At 71.4% G+C, this 21,355-nt stretch carries 15 protein-coding genes, 1 pseudogene and 1 riboswitch; of the genes and pseudogenes, 5 read left to right on the top strand and 11 right to left on the bottom strand.

Going from position 1 to position 21,355, the window contains the following annotated elements; all coding sequences use genetic code 11:
• Positions 1 to 103 precede the first annotated feature (103 nt).
• Both denD and ACK4UM_RS18180 read right to left on the bottom strand, forming a co-directional pair.
• Positions 104 to 1,084, bottom strand: coding sequence for a D-erythronate dehydrogenase (gene denD, locus ACK4UM_RS18175; RefSeq protein WP_409802144.1), 981 nt, complete (start codon positions 1,082 to 1,084; stop codon positions 104 to 106).
• Between the two features lie 25 nt (positions 1,085 to 1,109).
• On the bottom strand, positions 1,110 to 1,868 hold the full coding sequence (locus tag ACK4UM_RS18180) for an SDR family oxidoreductase (protein ID WP_409802147.1): 759 nt from the start codon (positions 1,866 to 1,868) through the stop codon (positions 1,110 to 1,112).
• A 400-nt stretch (positions 1,869 to 2,268) separates the two neighbouring features.
• Here ACK4UM_RS18180 and ACK4UM_RS18185 point away from each other — a divergent pair, with 400 nt between their 5' ends.
• The 5 genes from ACK4UM_RS18185 to ACK4UM_RS18205 all read left to right on the top strand — a co-directional run bounded on the left by ACK4UM_RS18185 (position 2,269) and on the right by ACK4UM_RS18205 (position 11,067).
• Positions 2,269 to 3,258, top strand: a complete 990-nt coding sequence (locus tag ACK4UM_RS18185) for a TAXI family TRAP transporter solute-binding subunit (RefSeq protein WP_409802150.1) — start codon at positions 2,269 to 2,271, stop codon at positions 3,256 to 3,258.
• 129 nt (positions 3,259 to 3,387) lie between these two features.
• Positions 3,388 to 6,111 carry a TRAP transporter permease gene (locus ACK4UM_RS18190; protein ID WP_409802152.1) on the top strand — a complete coding sequence of 908 codons (2,724 nt, stop codon included), beginning with the start codon at positions 3,388 to 3,390 and terminating at the stop codon, positions 6,109 to 6,111.
• A 24-nt stretch (positions 6,112 to 6,135) separates the two neighbouring features.
• Positions 6,136 to 6,573: a universal stress protein gene (locus tag ACK4UM_RS18195; RefSeq protein ID WP_409802155.1), complete on the top strand. Its 438-nt coding sequence runs from the start codon at positions 6,136 to 6,138 to the stop codon at positions 6,571 to 6,573.
• Between the two features lie 102 nt (positions 6,574 to 6,675).
• Entirely contained in the window at positions 6,676 to 7,887 is a 1,212-nt protein-coding gene (locus tag ACK4UM_RS18200; RefSeq protein WP_409802157.1) for an efflux RND transporter periplasmic adaptor subunit, read from the top strand.
• A gap of 15 nt (positions 7,888 to 7,902) precedes the next feature.
• Positions 7,903 to 11,067: an efflux RND transporter permease subunit gene (locus ACK4UM_RS18205; RefSeq protein WP_409802159.1), complete on the top strand. Its 3,165-nt coding sequence runs from the start codon at positions 7,903 to 7,905 to the stop codon at positions 11,065 to 11,067.
• A 40-nt stretch (positions 11,068 to 11,107) separates the two neighbouring features.
• Here ACK4UM_RS18205 and ACK4UM_RS18210 read toward each other — a convergent pair whose 3' ends face one another.
• From ACK4UM_RS18210 to ACK4UM_RS18250, 9 genes and pseudogenes are all read right to left on the bottom strand, one after another.
• A complete protein-coding gene (locus ACK4UM_RS18210) occupies positions 11,108 to 12,883 on the bottom strand; it encodes a glucan ABC transporter ATP-binding protein/ permease (protein WP_409802161.1) in 1,776 nt (591 codons plus the stop codon).
• A 114-nt stretch (positions 12,884 to 12,997) separates the two neighbouring features.
• Positions 12,998 to 13,831 carry a flagellar motor protein MotB gene (locus tag ACK4UM_RS18215; RefSeq protein ID WP_409802164.1) on the bottom strand — a complete coding sequence of 278 codons (834 nt, stop codon included), beginning with the start codon at positions 13,829 to 13,831 and terminating at the stop codon, positions 12,998 to 13,000.
• 16 nt (positions 13,832 to 13,847) lie between these two features.
• Positions 13,848 to 14,615 carry a motility protein A gene (locus ACK4UM_RS18220; RefSeq protein WP_409802167.1) on the bottom strand — a complete coding sequence of 256 codons (768 nt, stop codon included), beginning with the start codon at positions 14,613 to 14,615 and terminating at the stop codon, positions 13,848 to 13,850.
• Positions 14,616 to 14,993: 378 nt separating this feature from the next.
• Positions 14,994 to 16,565, bottom strand: a complete 1,572-nt coding sequence (gene gcvPB / locus ACK4UM_RS18225) for an aminomethyl-transferring glycine dehydrogenase subunit GcvPB (protein WP_409802169.1) — start codon at positions 16,563 to 16,565, stop codon at positions 14,994 to 14,996.
• A gap of 190 nt (positions 16,566 to 16,755) precedes the next feature.
• Positions 16,756 to 18,099, bottom strand: a complete 1,344-nt coding sequence (gcvPA, locus tag ACK4UM_RS18230) for an aminomethyl-transferring glycine dehydrogenase subunit GcvPA (protein WP_409802171.1) — start codon at positions 18,097 to 18,099, stop codon at positions 16,756 to 16,758.
• Between the two features lie 19 nt (positions 18,100 to 18,118).
• Positions 18,119 to 18,607, bottom strand: a complete 489-nt coding sequence (locus tag ACK4UM_RS18235) for an OsmC family protein (RefSeq protein ID WP_409802175.1) — start codon at positions 18,605 to 18,607, stop codon at positions 18,119 to 18,121.
• Positions 18,608 to 18,615: 8 nt separating this feature from the next.
• Positions 18,616 to 18,990 carry a glycine cleavage system protein GcvH gene (gene gcvH / locus ACK4UM_RS18240; RefSeq protein WP_409802177.1) on the bottom strand — a complete coding sequence of 125 codons (375 nt, stop codon included), beginning with the start codon at positions 18,988 to 18,990 and terminating at the stop codon, positions 18,616 to 18,618.
• A gap of 32 nt (positions 18,991 to 19,022) precedes the next feature.
• The gene (gcvT, locus tag ACK4UM_RS18245; protein ID WP_409802181.1) at positions 19,023 to 20,162 is read right to left on the bottom strand and encodes a glycine cleavage system aminomethyltransferase GcvT; all 1,140 of its coding nucleotides are present in this window, start codon (positions 20,160 to 20,162) and stop codon (positions 19,023 to 19,025) included.
• 181 nt (positions 20,163 to 20,343) lie between these two features.
• A riboswitch (glycine riboswitch) is annotated at positions 20,344 to 20,434 on the bottom strand.
• Between the two features lie 322 nt (positions 20,435 to 20,756).
• Positions 20,757 to 21,355, bottom strand: a pseudogene (locus tag ACK4UM_RS18250) (DNA polymerase III subunit gamma/tau); the annotation flags it as partial.

The raw sequence follows: 21,355 nt of genomic DNA on the forward strand, positions 1-21,355 counted from the left end.
TTTTCTGCGGGGGGGCCCTCCCCCCCCCCCGCGCGCCGCGCGCGCGCGCCGGGGCCCCCCCCCCCCCCCCCCCCCCCCACGGGTCGGGACGATCTGCAGACCCTCAGCCCACCCGGCCCCCGAGCTCGTCCTCGACATGGACGCGGATGATCGCGTCGAAATCGTCCTCGGCGACGAAGCCCAGGGCCTGCGCGCGGCTCGCCTCGAAGGCGCGGGGCCAGGTGGCGATCATGGCGGCGATGGCGGGGTCGGGCTCGCGGCGGATGCGCGCGGCGACCGCGTCGCCCGCGACCCGGCGCAGGGCCTCGATCTGCTCGGCGACCGTGACCGAGACCCCCGGCATGGTGAGGTTGCGGTGCGGGCCGATCGCGTCGGAGGACAGGCCGGCCGCGTGGATCAGGAAGCCGACCGCCGCGCGCGGCGAGGCGTGCCAATGGCGCACGTCCTCCGAGACCGGCAGCACCGCCTCCTCGCCCGCGAGCGGCTCGCGGATGATGCTCGAGAAGAAGCCGGAGGCCGCCTTGTTGGGGCGGCCCGGCCGCACGCAGATCGTCGGCAGGCGCAGCCCGATGCCGTCGACGAAGCCGCGGCGCGTGTAGTCCGAGAGCAGGAGCTCGCCGATCGCCTTCTGCGTGCCGTAGGAGGTGAGCGGCGTCAGGTGGTGCGTGTCGGGGATCGGCTCGGGCAGGGGCGCGCCGAAGGTGGCGATCGAGGAGGCGAAGACGAGGCGCGGGCGATAGCCGGAGCCGACCGCCCGGATCGCCTCGAGCAGCGCGCGCGTGCCGTCGAGATTGACGCGGTAGCCCTTCTCGAAATCGGCCTCCGCCTCCCCCGAGACGATCGCGGCGAGATGGACGATCACGTCGGGCGCCTCCGCGACGAGATCGTCGAGCGCGGCGCGGTCGGCGACGTCGCAGGCGAGCGCGCGCACGGGGAAGGGCGCGTTGGCGGGCGCGTTCGGCAGGACGATGTCGGCGAGCGTCGCGGTCTCGATCTCGCGCCCGCCGAGGCGGCCGTCGCGGGCGAGCCGGTTCATGAGTTTCGCGCCGATCATGCCGGCGGCGCCGAGGACGAGGAGATGCATGGGGCTGCCCGTGGCGAGAGATCGGTCAGAGCGTCCAGCCGCCGTCGACGATCATCGCCGTGCCGGTGGTGAAGGCGCTCTCGTCGGAGGCGAGGTAGAGGGCGGCGGCGGCGATCTCCTCGGCGGTGCCGAGCCGGCCCATCGGCTGGCGGGCGACGAAGGCGGCGCGGATCTCGTCCTCGCTCTTGTTCTGCGCCTGCGCCAGCGCGGCGATGCGGCCGTCGAGGGAGGGCGAGACGACGGTGCCGGGGCAGATCGCGTTGCAGCGCACGCCGCGCTGGATGAAGTCGATCGCCACGGCCTTGGTCAGCCCGATCACGGCCGCCTTCGTGGCGCCGTAGACGTAGCGGTTCGGCGCGGCCTTCACCGAGGAGGCGCCCGAGGAGATGTTGACGATCGAGCCGCCGCCGCGCGCCAGCATGCCCGGCAGGAAGGCGCGGATCGTGCGGTGCATGGACTTGACGTTGATGTCGAAGGAGAAGTCCCACTCGCTCTCGCCGCAATCGAGCACGCTGCCGTGGGCGACGTAGCCCGCGCAATTGGCGAGCACGTCGAGGCCCCCGTGGTCGCGGGCGATCTCCTCCGCCAGCGCCTCGACGGCGGCGGTGTCGGTGACGTCGAGCCCGACCTTGCGGGCGACGTCGAGCCCGTCGAGCTCGCTCGGATAGAGCGTCGTCGCCACGACGCGCGCCCCCTCGCGGGAGAACGCCTGCGCGATCGCGCGTCCGATCCCCTGGCCCGCCGCGGTGACGAGCGCGGTCTTCCCCTCGAGACGTCCGGCCATGATCCCTTCCCCTTGTGTCGAAGGCTCGTGCCCTCGTGTTCTGCGACCATTCTATGCGCGCGCGCCCGCGCAGCGGAAGCCCCAACGCGACGAGGGTCCGCGCGCGCGAAATCGCACGGGCGCCGTCACGCTTGCGCCGGGGGTGGCGATGGACTTTACTCAGCGGTATGGACGCGCGACGGCGCGAGCGGCTCCCCGGCAAGGGGAGCCGGCGTCGGGCGACGACGGCTCCGTGGGGGCGGGGTGCGCGAAAATTGCGACGAAAGTGCACGAACCGCAGGTCGCCGGTTGGCAAGCGTGGCCGCCTTGGAGTATCAAGCCGGGGCGTGGACGAAACCGAGCCAACAACGCCTCCCACGCAGGCGTGTTCTACCCGCGTCGAGAAGACGGAGATATGTAGATGCATGCTAGAATTCAGACGATGAAATACGTCCTGTCCACTGCGGCTGTCGCAGCGGCGTTCACGCTCTCGCCGCAGGCGGCCTCCGCCCAGCAGACGTTCATCTCGATCGGAACCGGCGGCGTCACCGGCGTCTACTACCCCGTTGGCGGCGCCATCTGCCGTCTGGTCAATCAGGGCCGCGCCGATCACGGCATTCGTTGCTCGGTCGAGTCCACCGGCGGCTCGGTATTCAATGTGAATGCCATCCGCGGCGGCGAGCTCGAGTTCGGCGTCGTCCAGTCGGACGTGCAGTACAACGCCTTCAACGGGCAGGCCGGGTTCGCCGAGGGCGGCGCCCACGAGGACCTGCGCGCGCTCTTCTCGCTGCACCCCGAGCCGATGACCGTCGTCGCCCGCGCCGAGACCAACGCGCGGCATATCGACGATCTGCGCAACGCGCGCGTCAACGTCGGCAATCCCGGCTCCGGCCAGCGCGCCCTCATGGAGCGCCTGATGGAGCGCAAGGGCTGGTCGATGAGCGATTTCGCGCTCGCCTCCGAGCTCGCCCCGGCCGAGCAGGCCCAGGCCCTGTGCGACAACAACATCGACGCGTTCGTCTTCACGGTCGGCCACCCGGCCGGCTCGATCCAGGAGGCGACCTCCTCCTGCGAGTCCGTCCTCGTCGAGGTGTCGGGCGAGGCGGTGGACGCGCTGATCGAGGAGTTCCCGTTCTACTTCCGCGCCGAGATCCCGGGCGGCATGTATCGCGGCAACCCCGAGCCGACCGCCACCTTCGGCGTCGGCGCGACCTTCGTGACGTCGGCCAACGTGCCGGAGGAGCAGGTCTACGTGCTCGTCAGCGCGGTGTTCGAGAACTTCGACAACTTCCGCAACCTGCACCCGGCGCTGGCCAATCTCGACCCCGAGACGATGGTCAGCCAGGGCCTGTCGGCCCCGCTGCATCCGGGCGCCGAGCGCTATTATCGCGAGCGCGGCTGGATCGAGTGAGCCGACGGCGCGCGCCCGGGATCCCGTGCGCGCGTCCCGCGGGCGCCTGCGGCGCGATGCCGTGGGCGCTTCGCGTCCGTGGACGGGGCAGGGGCCGTCGCGGCCCCCTGGGGTGACGAGTAGGTGGCGATGACGCAGTCGACGAAGGCGGCCTCCGCCGTGCAGGAGGCGCCGAGCAAGGACGAGCTCGACGATCTCGTCGCCAAGGCCGATACCGGCGCCCGCAATCCGAGCGGCTGGATGGGCTGGCTCATTCCCGGCGTCGCCCTCGCCTGGGCCCTGTTCCAGCTCTACATCGCCTCGCCGCTGCCCTTCACGCTGTCGCGGATGACCGGGCTGCCGCTCGTCCTCAACGACGCGCAGATCCGCCCGATCCACCTCGCCTTCGCGCTCTTCCTCGCCTATTGCGCCTATCCCGCTTTGTCGCGCTCGCCGCGCGACCGGATCCCGCTGCTCGATCTCGTGCTCGCGGCGGCGGCGACCTATTGCGCGCTCTACGTGTTCATCTTCTTCCGCGATCTCGCGGCGCGGCCGGGCCTGCCGATCACCGCCGATCTCGTCGCCGCCGCGGCCGGCCTCGTGCTCCTGCTCGAGGCGACGCGCCGCGCGCTCGGGCCGCCCCTTGCGATCGTGGCGATCGTCTTCCTCACCTACGTCTTCTTCGGCAACCAGCCCTGGGTGCCGGACATGCTGCAATGGCGCGGCGCCTCGCTCGCGCGCGCCATGGACCAGATGTGGCTGTCGTCCGGCGGCGTCTTCGGCGTGGCGCTCGGCGTCTCGGCCTCCTTCGTCTTCCTGTTCGTGCTGTTCGGCTCGCTCCTCGACAAGGCGGGGGCGGGCAATTTCTTCATCAAGCTCGCCTTCGCGCTGCTCGGCCACATGCGCGGCGGGCCCGCCAAGGCCGCCGTCCTCGCCTCGATGATGACCGGCGTGATCTCGGGCTCCTCGATCGCCAACGTCGTCACCACCGGCACCTTCACCATCCCCTTGATGAAGCGCGTCGGCTTCACGCCGGAGAAGGCGGGCTCGGTCGAGGTCGCGTCGTCCGTCAACGGCCAGATCATGCCGCCGGTGATGGGGGCGGCCGCCTTCCTCATGGTGGAATATGTCGGCATCCCCTACACGCAGGTGATCACCCACGCCTTCCTGCCGGCGGTGATCTCCTACATCGCGCTCCTCTACCTCGTGCATCTCGAGGCGGTGAAGAGCAACATGCAGACCTTCGAGCGGCCGGTCGTCCACCCGCTGCCGATCGCGCTCCTGCGCATCGGCATCACGGTCGCGTCGATCGTGATCCTCGCCGGCCTCACCTATTTCGGCATCCGCGCCGTGCAGGCGGCGCTGCCGCAGATCTCCGGGCCGGTGGTGCTCGCGATCCTCGCCGCGATCTATCTCGCCATGATCTGGCTCTCGGCGAGCCAGCCCGATCTCGAGGTCGACGATCCGAACTCGGCGGTCGTGCGCCTGCCGATCGCGACCGACGTGCTCAAGAGCGGCCTGCATTACGTGCTGCCGATCGTGGTGCTCGTCTGGTTCCTGATGGTCGAGCGCCGCTCGCCGGGTCTGTCCGCCTTCTACGCGGTCTGCCTCCTGATGATCATCCTCGTTACCCAGAAGCCGCTCAAGGCGCTGTTCCGGCGGATGCGGGGCGGGGTCGTCGCGGCGCAGGCGCGCGAGGGCTTCGTCGATCTCGTGCAGGGGCTCATCCTCGGCTCGCGCAACATGATCGGCATCGCCTGCGCCACCGCCACCGCCGGCATCATCGTCGGCACGGTGACGCTGACCGGCATCGGCCAGGTGATGGCGGAGTTCGTCGAGTACGTCTCGGGCGGCAACATCCTCCTCATCCTGCTGTTCACCGCGCTGATCAGCCTCGTTCTCGGCATGGGTCTGCCGACGACGGCGAACTACATCGTCGTGGCCACCCTGATGGCGCCGGTGATCGTCGAGCTCGGGCAGGCGAACGGCATCATCATCCCGCTCATCGCCGCGCACCTGTTCGTGTTCTATTTCGGCATCATGGCGGACGTGACGCCCCCCGTAGGGCTCGCGAGCTTCGCGGCCTCCGCCGTCTCGCGCGCGGACCCGTTGAAGACCGGCTTCACGGCGTTCTTCTACTCGCTCCGCACGGTGCTCCTGCCGTTCATCTTCGTGTTCAACACGAGCCTCCTCCTCATCAACGTGACGCCGCTCGGGGCGCTGTTCATCTTCGTGAAGGCGACGGTGGCGATGCTCGTCTTCGCGGCGGCGACGCAGGGGTGGTTCCTCGCGCGCTCGCGGCTGTGGGAATCGGCGGCGCTCCTCCTCGTCACCTTCATGCTGCTGCGGCCGGGCTGGTTCGTCGATCAGGTCGTCGCGCCCTACGAGCCGCGCCCGCCGACCGAGCTCTTCGCGCTCGTCGAGGCGAAGCCGGAGGGCGGCATCATCCGCATCGACATCGTGGGTCCGCGCTTCGATCGCACCATCGAGGAGCGCGTGATCGCCTTCGAGATGGGTGCGCCCGGGGCCGACGGGGAGACGCGCTTCGAGCGCGAGACCGGGTTCATGGCCGTGATCGAGGGCGATCGGCTGCTGCTCGAGGAGCCGATGAACCCCCGCACGCCCGGGGCGCGCGCGACGCGCAACCTGAACTTCTACGATCCGGAGCGGCCGGTCGAGGTGCGGTTCGTCGAGGTCGAGGCCGAGCAGCCGCCGGAGGCGCTCGTCTACATCCCGGCCCTCGCGCTCCTCGGCCTCGTCGCCTTCCTGCAATCGCGCCGCGCCAAGGCGCCCGCGAGCGGCGCCGCGGCAGCGGCGGGGACGCGGTCGGGCCGGCGCGAGGAAGAGCCCGCGGGCGCCGCTCGCAAGACCTGACCGGAGCGGAGGAAGGAGGCGGACATGTACGCGAACATCCTGCTCGCCATCGATCTCGGCCAGCGCGCGGCCGAACGGCGCGCCGTCGACACCGTGATCGACTATGCCCGCGCCTTCGGCTCCACCGTGCACCTCCTCACCGTGGTGCCGGATTTCGGCATGTCGCTCGTGGGTGGCTTCTTTCCTCAAAATTTCGAGAGCGAGACGCTGAAACGGGCGGATGCGGAGCTGCACGCCTTCGCGCAGGAAGTGTTCCCGCCGGAGATCCGCCGCCGCACGATCGTCGGCCATGGCGGCATCTACCGGGAGATCCTGCGGTATTCGAAGGAAATCGGCGCCGATCTGATCGTCATGTCGGCTCACCGACCCGACCTCGAAGACTACCTCCTGGGCCCGAACGCCGCCCGGGTCGTGCGTCATGCCCGCTGTTCCGTGCTGGTGGTGCGCGACGCGACGCCCTAAATTACGTTCGGCGCGCGTCGTTCCGGACGAGCGCGGCTCGCGCGAGTCCCCCGCGCGCCCCACGGATGCGCCGCTCGCGTGCGCTCGGATACGGTACGGCTGATGGCTCTTTGGAAGCAGGCACTCGTCGCGTGCGTCGCGGCACTCGTCGCATTCGCGGCCTGGATCGTGATCGCCCCGCAGACGGCGCCGAGCTTCGTCGCCGACGCGGCGAACCGCGTCGGTCTCCCCCTCGGAGGCACGGTCGAGAGCGCGGGCGGCCCGCCGGGGCGCGGCGGCGGTCCGGGCGGGCCTCCCGGCGGCGGCCGCGGCGGACCTCCGGGCGGCTTCGGCGGCGGAGGCGGGCCGCAGAGCGTCGTCGTCGCGCCCGCCCGCGCCGCGACCGACACCGCCCGCGTCTCCGCGATCGGCACGGCCGAGGCGATGCGCTCCGTGGTCCTCAACGCCCCCGACGACGGCCTCGTGCGCGAGATCGCCATCGCGCCCGGCCGCAATGTCGCAGCCGGGGACGTCCTCGTCGTCCTCGACGACCGCGAGCAGCGCCTCGCCCTCACCCGTGCCGAGATCGCCCTGCGCACCGCGCGCGAGGGCCTCGAGCGCGTGGAGCAGCTCGCCAGCCGGCAGGCCGCGGCGGGCGTCCAGCTCGACGATGCGCGCGCGGCGGTGGAGCGGGCGGAATCGGATCTCGCCTCGGCCGAGCTCGCGCTCGAGCGCCGCTCGCTGATCGCCCCCTTCGCCGGCACGCTCGGCCTCGCCCAGATCGAGATCGGTCAGCGCGTGACGACGCAGACGCCCGCCGTCGCGCTCGACGACCGCTCCCGCATCCTGGTGCGCTTCGCGGTGCCGGAAGCCTTCGCCGGCCGCGTGCGCCCGCAGGACGCCGTGTCGGCACGCACCGCCGCCTATCCCGGCCTCGTCTTCGAGGGGCGCATCGACGAGATCGACAGCCGCGTCGATCCCGGCTCGCGGGCGCTGACCCTGCGTGCGGGCTTCGACAATGCCGACGACGCGCTGCGCCCCGGCATGAGCTTCACGATCGACCTCGTCTTCGACGGCGCGCCGCGCGTCGCCGTCCCCGCCGCTGCGCTGCAATGGGACCGCGACGGCCCTTACGTCTGGCGCGTCGCCGGCGAGACGGTGAGCCGCGTGCGCGTGGAGATCGCGAGCCGCGGCGCCGGCGAGGTGCTCGTCACCGGCTCGATCGAGGCGGGCGACGCCGTCGTGCTCGAGGGCGTCCAGCGCCTGCGCGAGGGCTCGCCGGTCACGATCGCGGGGGAAGGCGAGGTCGTCGCCACGCCCGGCCGGCGCAGCTGATCCGGAGGTCGCCCGATGACATCCCCCTTCTCCCGCGCCTCCGACGTCGCCTCGCTCTCCGTCCGCCGCCCGGTCCTGGCCGGCGTCATGAGCCTCCTGATCGTCCTCGCCGGCCTCGCGGCCCTGATGGGCGTGAGCGTGCGCGAATTGCCCGACGTCGATCGCCCGGTCGTGACCGTGACGACGAGCTTCGCCGGCGCCACCCCGGCCGCCGTCGACACGCAGGTGACGCGCCTCGTCGAGAGCGCGGTCGCGCGCGTGCCGGGCCTCGTGTCGATCTCCTCGACCTCCTCGCGCGGGCGCTCGCGCATCGTCGCGGAGTTCTCCGAGAGCACGGATCTCGACGCCGCCGCCAACGACGTGCGCTCCGCCGTCGCCGGCATCCGCCAGCGCCTGCCGACCGACGTCGAGGAGCCCCGCGTCGTCAAGGCCGATGCAGACGGCGACGCGATCATGCGCCTGTCGCTCGTCTCCGATCGCCACGCCATCGACGAGCTCTCGCTCATCGCCGAGCGGCTCGTCTTCGATCGCCTCGCCGCGATCGAGGGCGTCGCCGACGTGCAGGTCTTCGGGCGGCGCGATCCGATCTTCCGCGTCACCCTCGACATTCCCGCCCTCTCAGCCCGCGGCCTCGCGGTCGCGGACGTGCGCCGCGCGCTCGAGGGCGTGCTCTCGGACGCGCCGGCGGGCGATCTGCGCTCGGGCGCGCAGACGCTCATCGTCGAGGCGGGCGCCGCCGCGCGCTCGGCCGAGGAGATCGCCGACACCTTCGTCGAGCGCGGCATCCGCGTCGGCGACGTCGCGCGCGTCTCGCTCGGGCCCTCCGACAACGAGACGATCCTGCGCTCGGACGGGCGCGCCGGCATCGGCGCGGGCATCGTGCGGCAGGCGACCTCGAACGTGATCGCGATCTCGAGCGCCGTGCGCGAGACGGTCGCCGAGCTCAACGAGACGCTGCCCGAGGGCATCCTGATCGAGATCCGCTCCGACGACGCCGTCTTCGTCGGCTCGGCCGTACGCGAGGTGGTGTTCACGCTGCTCGTCGCCACCGGCCTCGTCGTTCTGATCATCCTCCTGTTCTTCCGCAACTTGCGCGCGACGCTGATTCCGACGGTCACCGTGCCGATCGCCATCATCGGCACCTTCGCGGCGATCTACCTTCTCGGCTTCTCCGTCAACGTGCTGACGCTGCTCGCCCTCGTGCTCGCCACCGGCATCGTCGTCGACGACGCGATCGTGGTCATCGAGAACATCGAGCGGCGGCGCGCGCAGGGCATGGGGGCGCGGGCGGCGGCGGTGCTCGGCACGCGGCAGGTGTTCTTCGCCGTCGTCGCGACGACGATCACGTTGGCTGCCGTCTTCATCCCGATCTCGTTCCTGCCGGGAACCGCCGGGCGGCTGTTCACCGAATTCGGCTACGTGCTCGCGGCCTCCGTCCTCCTCTCCTCCTTCGTCGCGCTCACGCTCGCGCCGATGCTCGCCTCGCGGCTCCTGAAGGAGGGGCAGGGGGTCGGCGCGACGCCCGAGGGCGCGGGGCCGGACGAGCCCGCGCCGCCGCGCCGCAGCCGCGATCCGCTCGCCTGGTTCGGCGGGAAGGTCGCGGGCTTCTACGCGCTCCTGCTCGACAAGGCTCTGCGCGCGCCCCTCGTCGTCATCGTGCTCGCCGCGATCTTCGCGATGGCCGCCTACGGCGCCTTCCGCTCGCTGCCGGAGGAGCTGACGCCGAGCGAGGATCGCGGCTTCGTGCTCCTCGTCGTGACGGCGCCGCAGGGCGCGAGCCTCGAGTTCACGAGCCGCAAGGTCGCGGAGATCGAGGACATCCTCCAGCCCTACGTCGCGCGCGGCGAGATGGCCTCGGTGCTCGCCGTCATCGGAACGGGCGGGCGCGGCAACCGCGCCTTCATCGCCGCGCCTCTCGTCGACTGGGCGGAGCGCGAGCGCTCGCAGGCGGCGATCGTGGGCGAGATCAACCAGCAGCTCGGGCGCGTCATCGGCGTCCAGGCCCGCGCCATCACGCCGAACTCGCTCGGCATCCGCGGCGGCGGGACGGGTCTGCGCGTCGCGGTCCTCGGCGACGATTACGAGGCTCTGGGGGACGCCGCGCAGCGCCTCGTCGAGGCGCTCGAGGAACGCGCGCCGCGCCTGCGCGCGCCCTCCCTCGGCTTCGATCTCAACCAGCCCCAGCTCTCGATCGCGATCGACACCTCCCGCGCGGCCGATCTCGGCGTCGACGCGGCGAGCGTCTCGCTGGCGCTGCAGACGGTCCTCGACGGCCGCCGCGTCGGCGACGTGTTCGTGGCCGATCGGGCGGTGGAAGTGCGGCTGTCGGCGCCCGAGGGCTCCTTCGCCTCCGTGTCCGACCTCGAGAACCTGCTCCTGCGCGGGCGCGACGGCGCGCTCGTGCCGCTCGCCGCCATCGCGAGCCTCGCCGAGGAGGCGAGCGCGCCGCAGCTCGGTCGCGAGCGGCAGCGTCGCGCCGTCAATGTCGAGGCCGGGCTGCCGGCGGATTACCCGCTGCGCGAGGCGATGACCGACGTCGAGCGCATCGCCGCCGACGTGCTCGATCCGGGCATGAGCCTCGCCTTCCTCGGCGAGGCGGCGACGCTCGAGGAGACCTCGCGCGGGGTGGCGATCACCTTCGCCTTCGCGCTGATCGTGGTGCTCCTCGTGCTTTCGGCGCAGTTCGAGAGCGTGCTCTCCGCCCTCGTGATCATGGCGACCGTGCCCTTCGCGCTCGGCGCGGCCGCGATCGCGATGGCGGCGACGGGGGGGAGCCTCAACATCTATTCGCAGGTGGGGCTCGTGATGCTGATCGGGCTGATGGCCAAGAACGGGATCCTCATCGTCGAATTCGCCAACCAGCTGCGCGACGAGGGGCAGGAGGTCTACGAGGCGATCCGCGAGGCGGCGGCGGTGCGCTTCCGCCCCGTGATGATGACGCTGATCTCGACCGTGCTCGGCGGCCTGCCCCTGATCCTCTCGACCGGCGCGGGCTCGGAGGCGCGCTCGGCGCTCGGTTGGGTGGTCGTGGGCGGGCTCGGGCTCTCGGTCCTGTTCACGCTCTTCCTGACGCCCGTCGCCTATCTCCTCCTCGCCCGCTTCGCCCGTCCGCGCGCCGGCGAGGCGACGCGCCTCGAGCGCGAGCTCGCCGCCGTCGACGCCCGCGCGCCGGCGGAATAGCGGGCAGGCTTCGCCCGGCCGCAAGTCGACGTGCGGCGGATCACGCGGCGGCGCGGGTCTGCGCCGTCACCATGCGGGCGAAGCGGCCGCCGGCGGCGACGAGGGCGGACCAGCTGCCGCTCTCGACGATGCGTCCCTCGTGGAAGACGAGGATGCGGTCGGCGTTGCGGATCGTCGAGAGGCGGTGGGCGATCACGATCACGGTCCGGTCGCGCCGCACGGTCTCGAGCGCCTCCTGCAGGCGGCGCTCGGTCTCGACGTCGAGCGCGCTCGTCGCCTCGTCGAGGATCAGGATCGGCGGGTCCTTGAGGAGCGCGCGCGCGACCGCGAGGCGTTGCCGCTCGCCCCCCGAGAGCGAGCGTCCGCGCTCGCCGACCTCCGTGTCGAGCCCCTGCGGCAGGCGGGCGAGGAAGGCCCCCGCTTCGGCCCGCTGCATCGCCGCGACGAGTTCGGCATCGCTCGCGTCCGCGCGGCCGACGAGCAGATTGTCGCGGATCGTGCGCGCGAACAGCATCGGCTCCTGGAACACGACGCCGACATTGCGCCTGAGCGCGGCGAGCGCGATCTCGCGCGCGTCGATCCCGTCGAGGAGGACGCGGCCCGCGCTGGGGTCGAAGGCGCGGTGCAGGAGCCCCGCCGTCGTCGACTTGCCGGACCCCGTCTCGCCGACGAGCGCGACGGTCTCGCCGGGCGCGATCGCGAAGGAGAGCCCGTGCACGGCCGCGCGGGTTCCGTCGTAGGAATAGGACACGTCCTCGAACGCGATCGCGCCCGACAGGCGGGAGACCGCGCGCGCGCCCGGCCGGTCGCGCACCTCGGGCTCGGCGTCGCGGATCGCGAAGAGCTCGGCGATCTTCGGCGCCTGCAGGAGGAGGCCGTTGGCGAACACGACGAGCGCGTCGAGCCGCGCGATGACGAGGGTCGCGAGACCGATGAAGGTGACGATCTCGCCGATGCTCGCGAGCCCGCGCACGAACAGGACGGCGCCGAGGACGACGATCGCCGTCACCGTCAGCGTCGCCGCCGCGCGGGTCGCGACCGCGGCGAGCGCCCACCAGGAGAGGACCGGGTTCTGCGCGGCGAGGAGATCGCTCATCAGCCCGCGCAGGCCCCGCGCCTCCGCCTCGATGCGCGCGAAGGACTGGACGACGGGCACGTTTCCGAGCGCGTCCGCCGCAAAACCCGCGACCGCGCTGTGATGGCGCTCGACCCCGCTCTGCAGCCGCTCGGTCCGCCGCAGCACGAAGAGGGTGAGCGCCCCGAAGGCGAGGACGAGGACGACGAGCAGCAGGCCCAATCGCCAATTGAGGAAGAGCGTGATCGGCAGGAGCACCACGAGCGCGATCAGAGCCGCGAGATGATCGCGCAGGAGCCCGAGCCACAGCCCGAACAGCGCGCCGGCCCCTTCCAGCATCGCCTTGAGGCCGCGCCCGGAATGGGTGCGGGCGTGAAAGCCGTGCGAGAGCGTGAGGAGGTGCTCGAAGGTCTCCGCCATCACCGCGAGCCGACGCCGATGCGCGAGCCGGTCGGCATGCAGCGCCACGAGCACGCCCGCCCCGATCGAGAACAGCCCGAAGCCGACCCAGGCCGCGACGAGGAGCGGCAGGCTCGCGAGCGCCGGCCCGGGATCGGGTGCGGCTTGCGCCCGGGCGAGCGCGTCGACGATGCGCCCGAACAGGATCGGCTCGGCGAAGGCGGCGAGCGCGAGGCCGACATTGCCGATCGCGAGCAGGATCGCGAGCCGCCGCTCGGGCGCGAGGAGCGCGATCGCCCGTCGGTAGAGGCGGGGGAGGGGCGCCGCCCCGTCGTCCTGCATGCTGCCCTCCCCGAAACGCCTCTCCGGCCTCGAAGATAGGGCATCGCCCCCCGACGGCCATCGCCGAAGCGCACGCCGTCGCTTCGAGGATCGGCGCTCGCGTCCGTCCCCCGCTTACGGCCGCAGGCTCGCCGGGATCGGCGGCTGCTCCTTGAGGAGGGTGATCGTGACGCGACGATTGGGGGCGATGAAGGGGTTGTCGGGAAAGGCGGGTTCGGTGTCGGCCTTGCCGGTGACGGCGGCGAAGCGGTCGTCAGGCAGCCCGGAGGCGGAGAGGATCTCGCGCACGGCGAGCGCGCGGCCGGCGGTGAGGCTCCAGGCATTGCCCTCCGCGCTCTGGCCGGGCCGCATCGCCGCGGAATGGCCCGCGATCGCGATCCGGTTCGGCATGCGGCGGATGGTGGGCGCGATCGCCTCCAGCACGAGGCGCGTGCGCTCGTAGGGGAAGACGCCGTCGGGCGGGAACATCGCGCGCCCGTCCTGGTCGACGAGGGAGATGTCGAGCCCCTCGCGTGTCTCCTCGATGACGATGTTGCGCGACAATTCGGCGATCTCGGGCATGTCCTGCAGAGCCTGCCGGAGCGAGGCCGCCGCGAGGCCGAAGCCGCGATCGTGGGTGATCGAGAACAGGCCGTTGTCGCGCCGGTCGAGCTCGTTGGGGGTCGTGTGGTCGGTGGCTTCCTCGGGGTCGATCTCGCGCACGTTGCGCAAGGCGGGCAGCGTCGGCAGGCCGTCGCGCTCGATGATGCCGGAGAAACGCGATTCCGGGTTCACGCCGAAGGCCTCGCGCATCGAGCCGGCGACGATCTGGAGCTTCTTCTGGTCCTGGGTCGAATAGGCGGCGACGATGACGAAGAAGCTCATCAGCAGCGCCATCAGATCGGCGAAGGTGACGAACCAGGCCGGCGCTCCGACGGGTGCGTCGCTTCCGCGGCGGCGGCGAGACATCGGCGGCCCTCCCGGCTCAGGCTTCCGCGAATTCGGAGCGGTGGTGCTCCGGCAGATAGGCGATCAGCATCTCGCGCACGATCGCCGGCGAGCGCTGGTCGCGGATCTGCATGATCCCGTCGATGATCAGCGTGCGGTGCAGGTTCTCGTCGCCGAGCCGCAGCTTCAGCTTGTCCGCCAGCGGCAGCGCGAACATGTTGGCGATGAGCGAGCCGTAGAGCGTGCCGAGCAGCGACACCGCCATCGACGGCCCGAGCTTCGAGGGATCGGTCATGTTGGCGAACATGATGATCATGCCGATGACGGTCGAGATCATGCCCCAGGCCGGCGCGGAATCGCCGATCGCCTGGTAGACCTTGGCGCCGTCCTCGAGGCGCGTGAGGAAGTTGTCGCGGTCCTTCTCGAGCGCGTCCTTGATGAAGTCGCGCTCGTATCCGTCGGCGACGTAGCGCAGCCCCTGCGCCAGCACCGGGTGGTCGACCTGCACGTTCTCGAGCCCCATCGGCCCGGACTTGCGGACCACTTCCGCGACCTTCGTGATCTCCTCGATGAGATCGCGGGGCTTGGACGAGAGCGGGCTCAGGCCGTAGCGGATGCCCATCGGCAGGCCGCTCATCATCGTCCCGAAGGTGAAGCGCACCATGGTGGCCGCGGCGGTGCCGCCGACGACGCAGATCAGCGCCACCGAATTGTAGTAGGCCGCGAAATCGCCACCGGACGCATAGATGATCCCTGCCACAGTGCCGATGCCGGCCACGACGCCGATCGCGGTCGCGAAATCCATTTCCTGCTCCGGGTCGATCGCGCGGCTCCTGCCGGCGTGCCCGGTATGATTAAGAAGTGCGGTTGAAGATTTGGTTTAAGGCGGATGGGCCTCCCCCGTGTCATCCCCGGCCGGAGCCGCGAAGCGGCGGAGGGGAAGGGGACCCAGCATGAGAAGATGCTTGCGCAGCAAGCGCTTGCGGCGGCGTCGAGCCGCCTGGACGGCGGCACAATAGTGTGCTTCGCACACGTCTTGTGCTGGGTCCCCTTCCCCTCCGCACGCTACGCGTGCTCCGTCCGGGGATGACACGTTTCGCGAGTGCGGCGACCCGGGCCCCACCCGGCCCGTGTCGCTGCGCTCCCCGGTCCACCCTCCCCTACGGGGAGGGAGCCTCCTCCTTCACTCCGCCGCTTCCTTCACCGGCTGCGGCGGCGTCCAGCGCAGGACCGGGTTGCGGGCGGCGCGGGTCTCGTCGAGGCGCCGGCGCGGGGCGTGGTAGGGCGCGCCGGTGAAGCGCTCCGTCTCGCCCGCCTTGGCGCTCATCGCGAGATCGCGCAGGCAAGCCACGAAGAGATCGAGCGCGGCCTTCGATTCGCTCTCCGTCGGCTCGATCAGCATCGCGCCGTGGACGACGAGCGGGAAATACATCGTCATCGGGTGGTAGCCCTCGTCGATCATCGCCTTGGCGACGTCGAGCGTCGAGACGCCGGTGCCCTTGAGCCAGGCATCGTCGAACAGGACCTCGTGCATGCAGGGCCGGTCGCCGAAGGGCAGGCTCATCAGGTCGGAGAGCCCTGCACGGATGTAGTTCGCGTTGAGAACCGCATCCTCGGAGGCCTGCTTCATGCCGTCCGAGCCGTGCGAGAGCATGTAGGCGAGGGCGCGCACATACATGCCCATCTGGCCGTGGAAGGCGGTGATGCGACCGAAAGGCGCACCCTCGCCGGCCGCCTCGGGATGCTCGACGAGCGCGTGCCCGCCATCGCCCGGCGTGACGAAAGGCACCGGCGCGTAAGGCGCGAGGCGCTGCGAGAGCACGACCGGCCCCGAGCCCGGCCCGCCGCCGCCATGGGGCGTCGAGAAGGTCTTGTGGAGGTTGATGTGCATGGCGTCGACGCCGAGATCGCCCGGCCGCGCCTTGCCGACGATGGCGTTGAAATTCGCCCCGTCGCAATAGAAGTACGCGCCCGCCTCGTGCAGGGCCGCCGCGATCTCGACGATCTGCGGCTCGAACAGGCCGCAGGTATTGGGGTTCGTGAGCATGATCGCGGCGACGTCGGGGCCGAGCAGCTCCTTCACCGCCTCGACGGGGACCGTCCCGTCCTCGGCCGCCGGCACGGGCTTGACCACGAAGCCGATCAGCGCGGCGGTCGCCGGGTTGGTGCCGTGGGCGCTCTCGGGGACGAGCACGACCTTGCGCGTCGCACCCTCGCCCTTGGCCTCGATCGCGGCCTTGATCGCCATCATGCCGCACAATTCGCCGTGCGCGCCCGCCTTCGGCGAAAGCGCGACCGAGGTCATGCCGGTGAGGGTCACGAGATAGCGCGCGAGCTCGTCCATCAGCGCGAGCGCGCCCTGCACGGTCGAGACCGGCTGCAGCGGGTGGACGTCGCAGAAGCCGGGCAGGCGCGCCATGCGCTCGTTGAGCCGCGCATTGTGCTTCATCGTGCACGAGCCGAGCGGGAAGAGGCCCGTGTCGATGCCGTAATTCTTCTGCGAGAGCCGCACGAAATGGCGCATCGTCTCGGGCTCGGAGAGACCCGGCAGCCCGATCTCGCTTTTGCGCGCGAGATTGCCGAGGCGCGGCGAAAAGTCCTCCGGCTCATCGAGATCGACGCCGGTCGTCTCGGTGCGCCCGATCTCGAAGAGGAGCGGCTCTTCCTGCATCAGGGCGCGGTTGCCGGTGAAGGTCGGGTGAGCCGTCTCGGCGGCATCGCCCGCGGCGGTGGGTCGGCCTTGGCGGTTCAGCATGGGAGGGCTCCGGTGAGCGAAAGGGTCGAAATCCCTCCCTGAAGGGGAGGGTGGCCTGCGAGCGAAGCGAGGAGGTCGGGTGGGGTGCGAGGGGTGGAGATCATGCGTCGCGCATCGGGCCCCACCCGGCCCCTGTCGCTGCGCTCCAGGGTCCACCCTCCCCTACGGGGAGGGAGAAGGGCGGCGCGCTTCATGCGAGCGCCCTCCGCAGCCCCTCGACCAATGCCGCGCGGTCGTCGTCCGTATTGACCTCGGTCGTCGCCACGAGCAGCAGGTCGTCGAGCCCCGCCTTCGGCGCGAGCCGCGAGTACGGCACGCCCGCGAGCACGCCCTCGCCGGCGAGGCGCTCGACCACGTCCGCGGCGGGCTTGGCGAGACGCAGCGTCATCTCGTTGAAGAAGGTCTCGTTCAACACCTCGACGCCCGGCACGCCGGCCAGCATGTCGGCGAGGCGCACCGCGTTCGCGTGGTTGATCTTGGCGAGGCGGGTCAGTCCCGCCTGGCCGAGCAGCGTCATGTGGATCGTGAAGGCGAGGCAGCACAGGCCCGAATTCGTGCAGATGTTCGAGGTCGCCTTGTCGCGGCGGATGTGCTGCTCGCGGGTGGACAAGGTCAGCACGAAGCCGCGCTTGCCCTCCGCGTCGACCGTCTCGCCGCAGAGCCGCCCGGGCATCTGGCGCACGTATTTCTGCTTGGCCGCGAACAGCCCCACATAGGGCCCGCCGAAATTGAGCGCGTTGCCGATCGACTGGCCCTCGCCCACCACGATGTCGGCGCCCATCTCGCCGGGCGGGGTGACGAGGCCGAGCGAGACGACCTCGGTGAACACCGCGATCAGGAGCGCGCCCTTGGCGTGCGCCGCCTCCGCGATCGGCGCGAGGTCGCGCAGGTTGCCGAAGACGTCCGGCGACTGCACGACGACGCAGCTCGTCTCGTCGTCGATGAGCGCGGCGATGTCCTCCGACGCCGTCGGGTCCGCGTCCATGCGCACGACGACGTCGCTCGCCATCCCCGAGAGCGTCTCCACCACGTCCGAATAATGCGGGTGGAGGCCCCCCGAGAGGATCGCCTTCTTGCGCTTGGTGACGCGGTGCGCCATCAGCACCGCCTCGCCCGCGCCGGTCGAGCCGTCGTACATGGAGGCGTTGGCGACCTCCATGCCGGTGAGCGCGGCGACCTGCGTCTGGAACTCGAAGAGATATTGCAGCGTGCCCTGCGCGATCTCGGGCTGGTAGGGCGTGTAGCTCGTCAGAAACTCCGAGCGTTGGATCAGATGGTCGACGGAGGCCGGCACGTGGTGCTTGTAGGCGCCGGCGCCCACGAAGAAGGGCACCGAGCCCGCGGTCACGTTGCGCGCGGCCATGCGGCCGAGAATGCGCTCGACCTCGAGCTCGCCCTTGCGGCGCGGAAGGTCGAGGGGCTCGGTGAGGAGCTTGTCGCCCGGCACGTCGGCGAACAGGGCGTCGATGCGATCGACGCCGATGCGGGCGAGCATCTGCGCGCGATCGTCGGGGGAGAGGGGCAGGTAGCGCATGGGATCAGCGACCGTTTTCTCAGGGATGATCGGGGCCGAGCCCCGCGACGACGATCTCGGTGAGAACCGAATTCGCGATGAAGCACGCGCGATGCGCGAGATGGTGGAGGCGGGCGAGCTCCTCCTCCGAGGGCGGCGTGCCGGGATAGGTCAGCCGCGGGTTCAGCGTCACGCGCGACACCCACAGCCGCCCCTTCGCGTTCGCCGTCATCTCGCCGATCGCCTCGTCCTCGTAGGAGGAGATAGCGACCCGGCGCTTGGCGGCGATGCCGAGGAAGGTGAGCATGTGGCAACTCGCGATCGCGGCGACGAAGGCCTCCTCCGGGTCGATCGCGTCCTCGTGGCTGTAGGGCAGGGGCACGATCGTCGGCGAGGGCGAGCCCGGCACGACGATGCCGCCGTCGAAGGCCCATTCGTGCGCGCGATCGTAGGTGTTGCCCACGAAATCGCCGCTCGTGTGCCGCCAGCGCACGCTGGCCCGGTAGAGATGCGCGCTCTCGCCCGTCATGCTCGCCCTCAGGAGATCGACTTCACGTAGGCCTCGTAATCGGCCTCGCTCATCAGGTCGTCGAGCTCGGCCGCGTCCGCGACGCGCAGCTTCATGAACCAGCCCGCGCCGAGCGGATCCTCGTTGATCGCGGCGGGCGTGCCCTCGAGCGCGGAATTGACCTCGACCACCTCGCCGGAGACGGGCGCGTAGACTTCCGAGGCCGCCTTGACGCTCTCCACCACCGCCGCCTCGCCGCCCTTCTCCACGGCCTTGCCGATCGCGGGGAGCTCCACATAGACGACGTCGCCGAGCTGACTCTGCGCGTAATCGGTGATGCCGACCGTGGCGATGTCGCCCTCGACGCGGATGTATTCGTGATCCTTGGTGTAGCGGACGCTCATCTCTGGGCTCTCCTGAGGGCGAGGCGCGGGTTTCAGCCGCGCTTGAAGCGGTGGGGGAAGAACGGCATCGGCGCGACGAGGCCGGCGAGCGGCTTGCCGCGCACGATGCAATGGAGTGGCGTGCCGATCGCGGCCTGAGCGGGGGGCACGTAGCCCATCACGATCGGCCGCTCGACGCTCGGCCCGAAGCCGCCCGACGTGACGATCCCGATCTCGACCCCGTCCGGCGTCGCGATCGGCGCGCCTTCGCGAGCCGGCGCGCGGCCCTCGAGCGCGATGCCGACGCGCACGCGCGACGGGCCGTCGGCGAGCTCGCGGGCGATGCGCGCGAATCCGGGAAAGCCCCCCTCCTGACGCCGCCGCTTCTGGATCGACCAGGCGAGGCCCGCCTCGATCGGGCTCGTCGTCGGGTCGATGTCGTGCCCGTAGAGACACAGACCCGCCTCGAGGCGCAAGCTGTCGCGCGCGCCGAGCCCGATGGGCTTGACCGCCGCGTGACCGAGGAGCGCCTCCATCAGGGCGGCCGCCTCGCCCTCCGCCACCGAGATCTCGAACCCGTCCTCGCCGGTATAGCCCGAGCGCGAGACCGCGACGGGAATGCCGGCGATGCGCGGGGTGGCGAGCCGCATGAAGGTGAGCGCGGTCGCCTCTCCGGCACCGAGATCGGCCATCACGCGCTCGGCCGCGGGGCCCTGAAGCGCGAGGAGCGCGTGGTCGTCGTGGCGCCGCAGCGCGACGTTCGCGGGCAGCCGCGCCTCCATATGCGCGTAATCCGCGTCCTTCGTGCCGGCATTGACGACGAGGAGGAGCGTGCCGTCGCGGGCGGGGTCCGCGGGCCGAGAGACCATCAGGTCGTCGAGGATGCCGCCGTCGTCGGCCAAGAGCTGCGTGTAGCGCTGCTGGCCCGGCTGGAGACCCGCGACGTCGCAGGGCACGAGGGTCTCGAGCGCGGCGGCGGTCGTCGCGTGGTCGGGGCCGACGAGGCTCGCCTGGCCCATGTGGGAGACGTCGAACAGGCCCGCTTGCGTGCGCGTCCAGACGTGCTCGGCGATGATGCCGGTCGGGTATTGCACGGGCATCGCATAGCCGGCGAACGGCACCATGCGCGCGCCGAGCGCGACGTGTGCGTCGTATAGCGGCGTGCGGCTCAGGGTCTCGCCGGTCTCGGCCATGGGGCACACTCTCTGTCGGCTCGTGGACGCGACGCGCCGCCGGCCCTCGTCGGACCTTCGTCGCGCGCCCCCTCTGTCCTAGACCTGAGAGATTTCCCCCGGATTCCGCGCGAACGCGATGTCCGAGGTTACGCCCGTCGGTGGGCGAGCCGCTCGCGCGACCCGCCGCTTTCCAGAGTGCCAGCTCCCCGCGGTCCGTCTGCCTGAGCGTTTCCGGGGCGGTTGCGCCTTCGGCGCCGGGCTCGAAGCCCGGTCTCTCCCGCGGGGATCATCGGCTGTCGATTGGTTCTAGTCGGGCGGCGGGGGAAGTCAATCGGCGGGCATGCGCGTTTTGTCGTCATCCCCTGCCTCACCTCCGTCTCCCTCCCGGTAGGGGAGGGTGGCCCCTGAGCGAAGCGACAGGGGTCGGGTGGGGCTCGACGCCTGGAGAATGGTCTCGACCCGGGCCCCACCCGGCCATTCTCGCTGACGCTCGAATGTCCACCCTCCCCTACGGGGAGGGATAGGCGCGGGAATCCCTCCCCGTTGGGGAGGGTGGCCCCTGGAGCGGAGCGACAGGGGTCGGGTGGGGCCCGGGTCGGATGTCACGAGCCCTCACAGAGAGGGATCGTCGTCGTCCTCGATCGGCGGGAGCGCGGCCGGCTCGAGCCCGACGGCGGCGACGGGGTCGGCCTCGATTTCCGCTCCCTCGCCGGCACGCTCGCGCACGTCGACGATCTGGGCGCCGGGGAAGCGGGAGAGGACTTCCCGCACGAGGGGGTGCGCGGCTGCGTCGCGGCGGCGCTCCTGCGCGGCGGCCAGCGCGACCTCCGCGAGCGGGGTCGCGCCCTCCTCCGAGGAGAGCGCCACCATCCAGCGGCGGCCGGTCCATTCGAGGAGCTTGCGGGAGATCTCGTTGGCGAGATCCCGCCGCGCGCCCTCGGCCAGCGCGAATTCGAGCCGCCCGTCCTCGAAGCGCACGAGCCGCACGTCGCGCTCGAGCGCGGCCTTCATCGTGATGTCCCGCCGCTCGCCGGCGAGCGCGACGAGATCCTCGAAGCGCGCGAGGCGGATCGCGGGAGCCGCGGCAGGAGCCGGGCGCGGGGCGGAGAGTGCCGGCGCGGTCGCGCTCGGGACCGCGGAGAGATGCGCGCGCGGGCTCGCCTCGGGGGCCGGCGCGCTCTCGGCGCGCAGGGCGTTGCCGACGGCGCTCG

Origin of the sequence: Salinarimonas sp., assembly GCF_046292825.1 — a bacterium.
Taxonomy (GTDB): Bacteria; Pseudomonadota; Alphaproteobacteria; order Rhizobiales; family Beijerinckiaceae; genus Salinarimonas.

Excerpts from the sequence above, each read along its gene's own strand:
- denD (WP_409802144.1), bottom strand. The coding sequence starts at position 1,084 with ATGCATCTCCTCGTCCTCGGCGCCGCCGGCATGATCGGCGCGAAACTC.
- ACK4UM_RS18180 (WP_409802147.1), bottom strand. The coding sequence starts at position 1,868 with ATGGCCGGACGTCTCGAGGGGAAGACCGCGCTCGTCACCGCGGCGGGC.
- ACK4UM_RS18185 (WP_409802150.1), top strand. The coding sequence starts at position 2,269 with ATGCATGCTAGAATTCAGACGATGAAATACGTCCTGTCCACTGCGGCT.
- ACK4UM_RS18190 (WP_409802152.1), top strand. The coding sequence starts at position 3,388 with ATGACGCAGTCGACGAAGGCGGCCTCCGCCGTGCAGGAGGCGCCGAGC.
- ACK4UM_RS18195 (WP_409802155.1), top strand. The coding sequence starts at position 6,136 with ATGTACGCGAACATCCTGCTCGCCATCGATCTCGGCCAGCGCGCGGCC.
- ACK4UM_RS18200 (WP_409802157.1), top strand. The coding sequence starts at position 6,676 with ATGGCTCTTTGGAAGCAGGCACTCGTCGCGTGCGTCGCGGCACTCGTC.
- ACK4UM_RS18205 (WP_409802159.1), top strand. The coding sequence starts at position 7,903 with ATGACATCCCCCTTCTCCCGCGCCTCCGACGTCGCCTCGCTCTCCGTC.
- ACK4UM_RS18210 (WP_409802161.1), bottom strand. The coding sequence starts at position 12,883 with ATGCAGGACGACGGGGCGGCGCCCCTCCCCCGCCTCTACCGACGGGCG.
- ACK4UM_RS18215 (WP_409802164.1), bottom strand. The coding sequence starts at position 13,831 with ATGTCTCGCCGCCGCCGCGGAAGCGACGCACCCGTCGGAGCGCCGGCC.
- ACK4UM_RS18220 (WP_409802167.1), bottom strand. The coding sequence starts at position 14,615 with ATGGATTTCGCGACCGCGATCGGCGTCGTGGCCGGCATCGGCACTGTG.
- gcvPB (WP_409802169.1), bottom strand. The coding sequence starts at position 16,565 with ATGCTGAACCGCCAAGGCCGACCCACCGCCGCGGGCGATGCCGCCGAG.
- gcvPA (WP_409802171.1), bottom strand. The coding sequence starts at position 18,099 with ATGCGCTACCTGCCCCTCTCCCCCGACGATCGCGCGCAGATGCTCGCC.
- ACK4UM_RS18235 (WP_409802175.1), bottom strand. The coding sequence starts at position 18,607 with ATGACGGGCGAGAGCGCGCATCTCTACCGGGCCAGCGTGCGCTGGCGG.
- gcvH (WP_409802177.1), bottom strand. The coding sequence starts at position 18,990 with ATGAGCGTCCGCTACACCAAGGATCACGAATACATCCGCGTCGAGGGC.
- gcvT (WP_409802181.1), bottom strand. The coding sequence starts at position 20,162 with ATGGCCGAGACCGGCGAGACCCTGAGCCGCACGCCGCTATACGACGCA.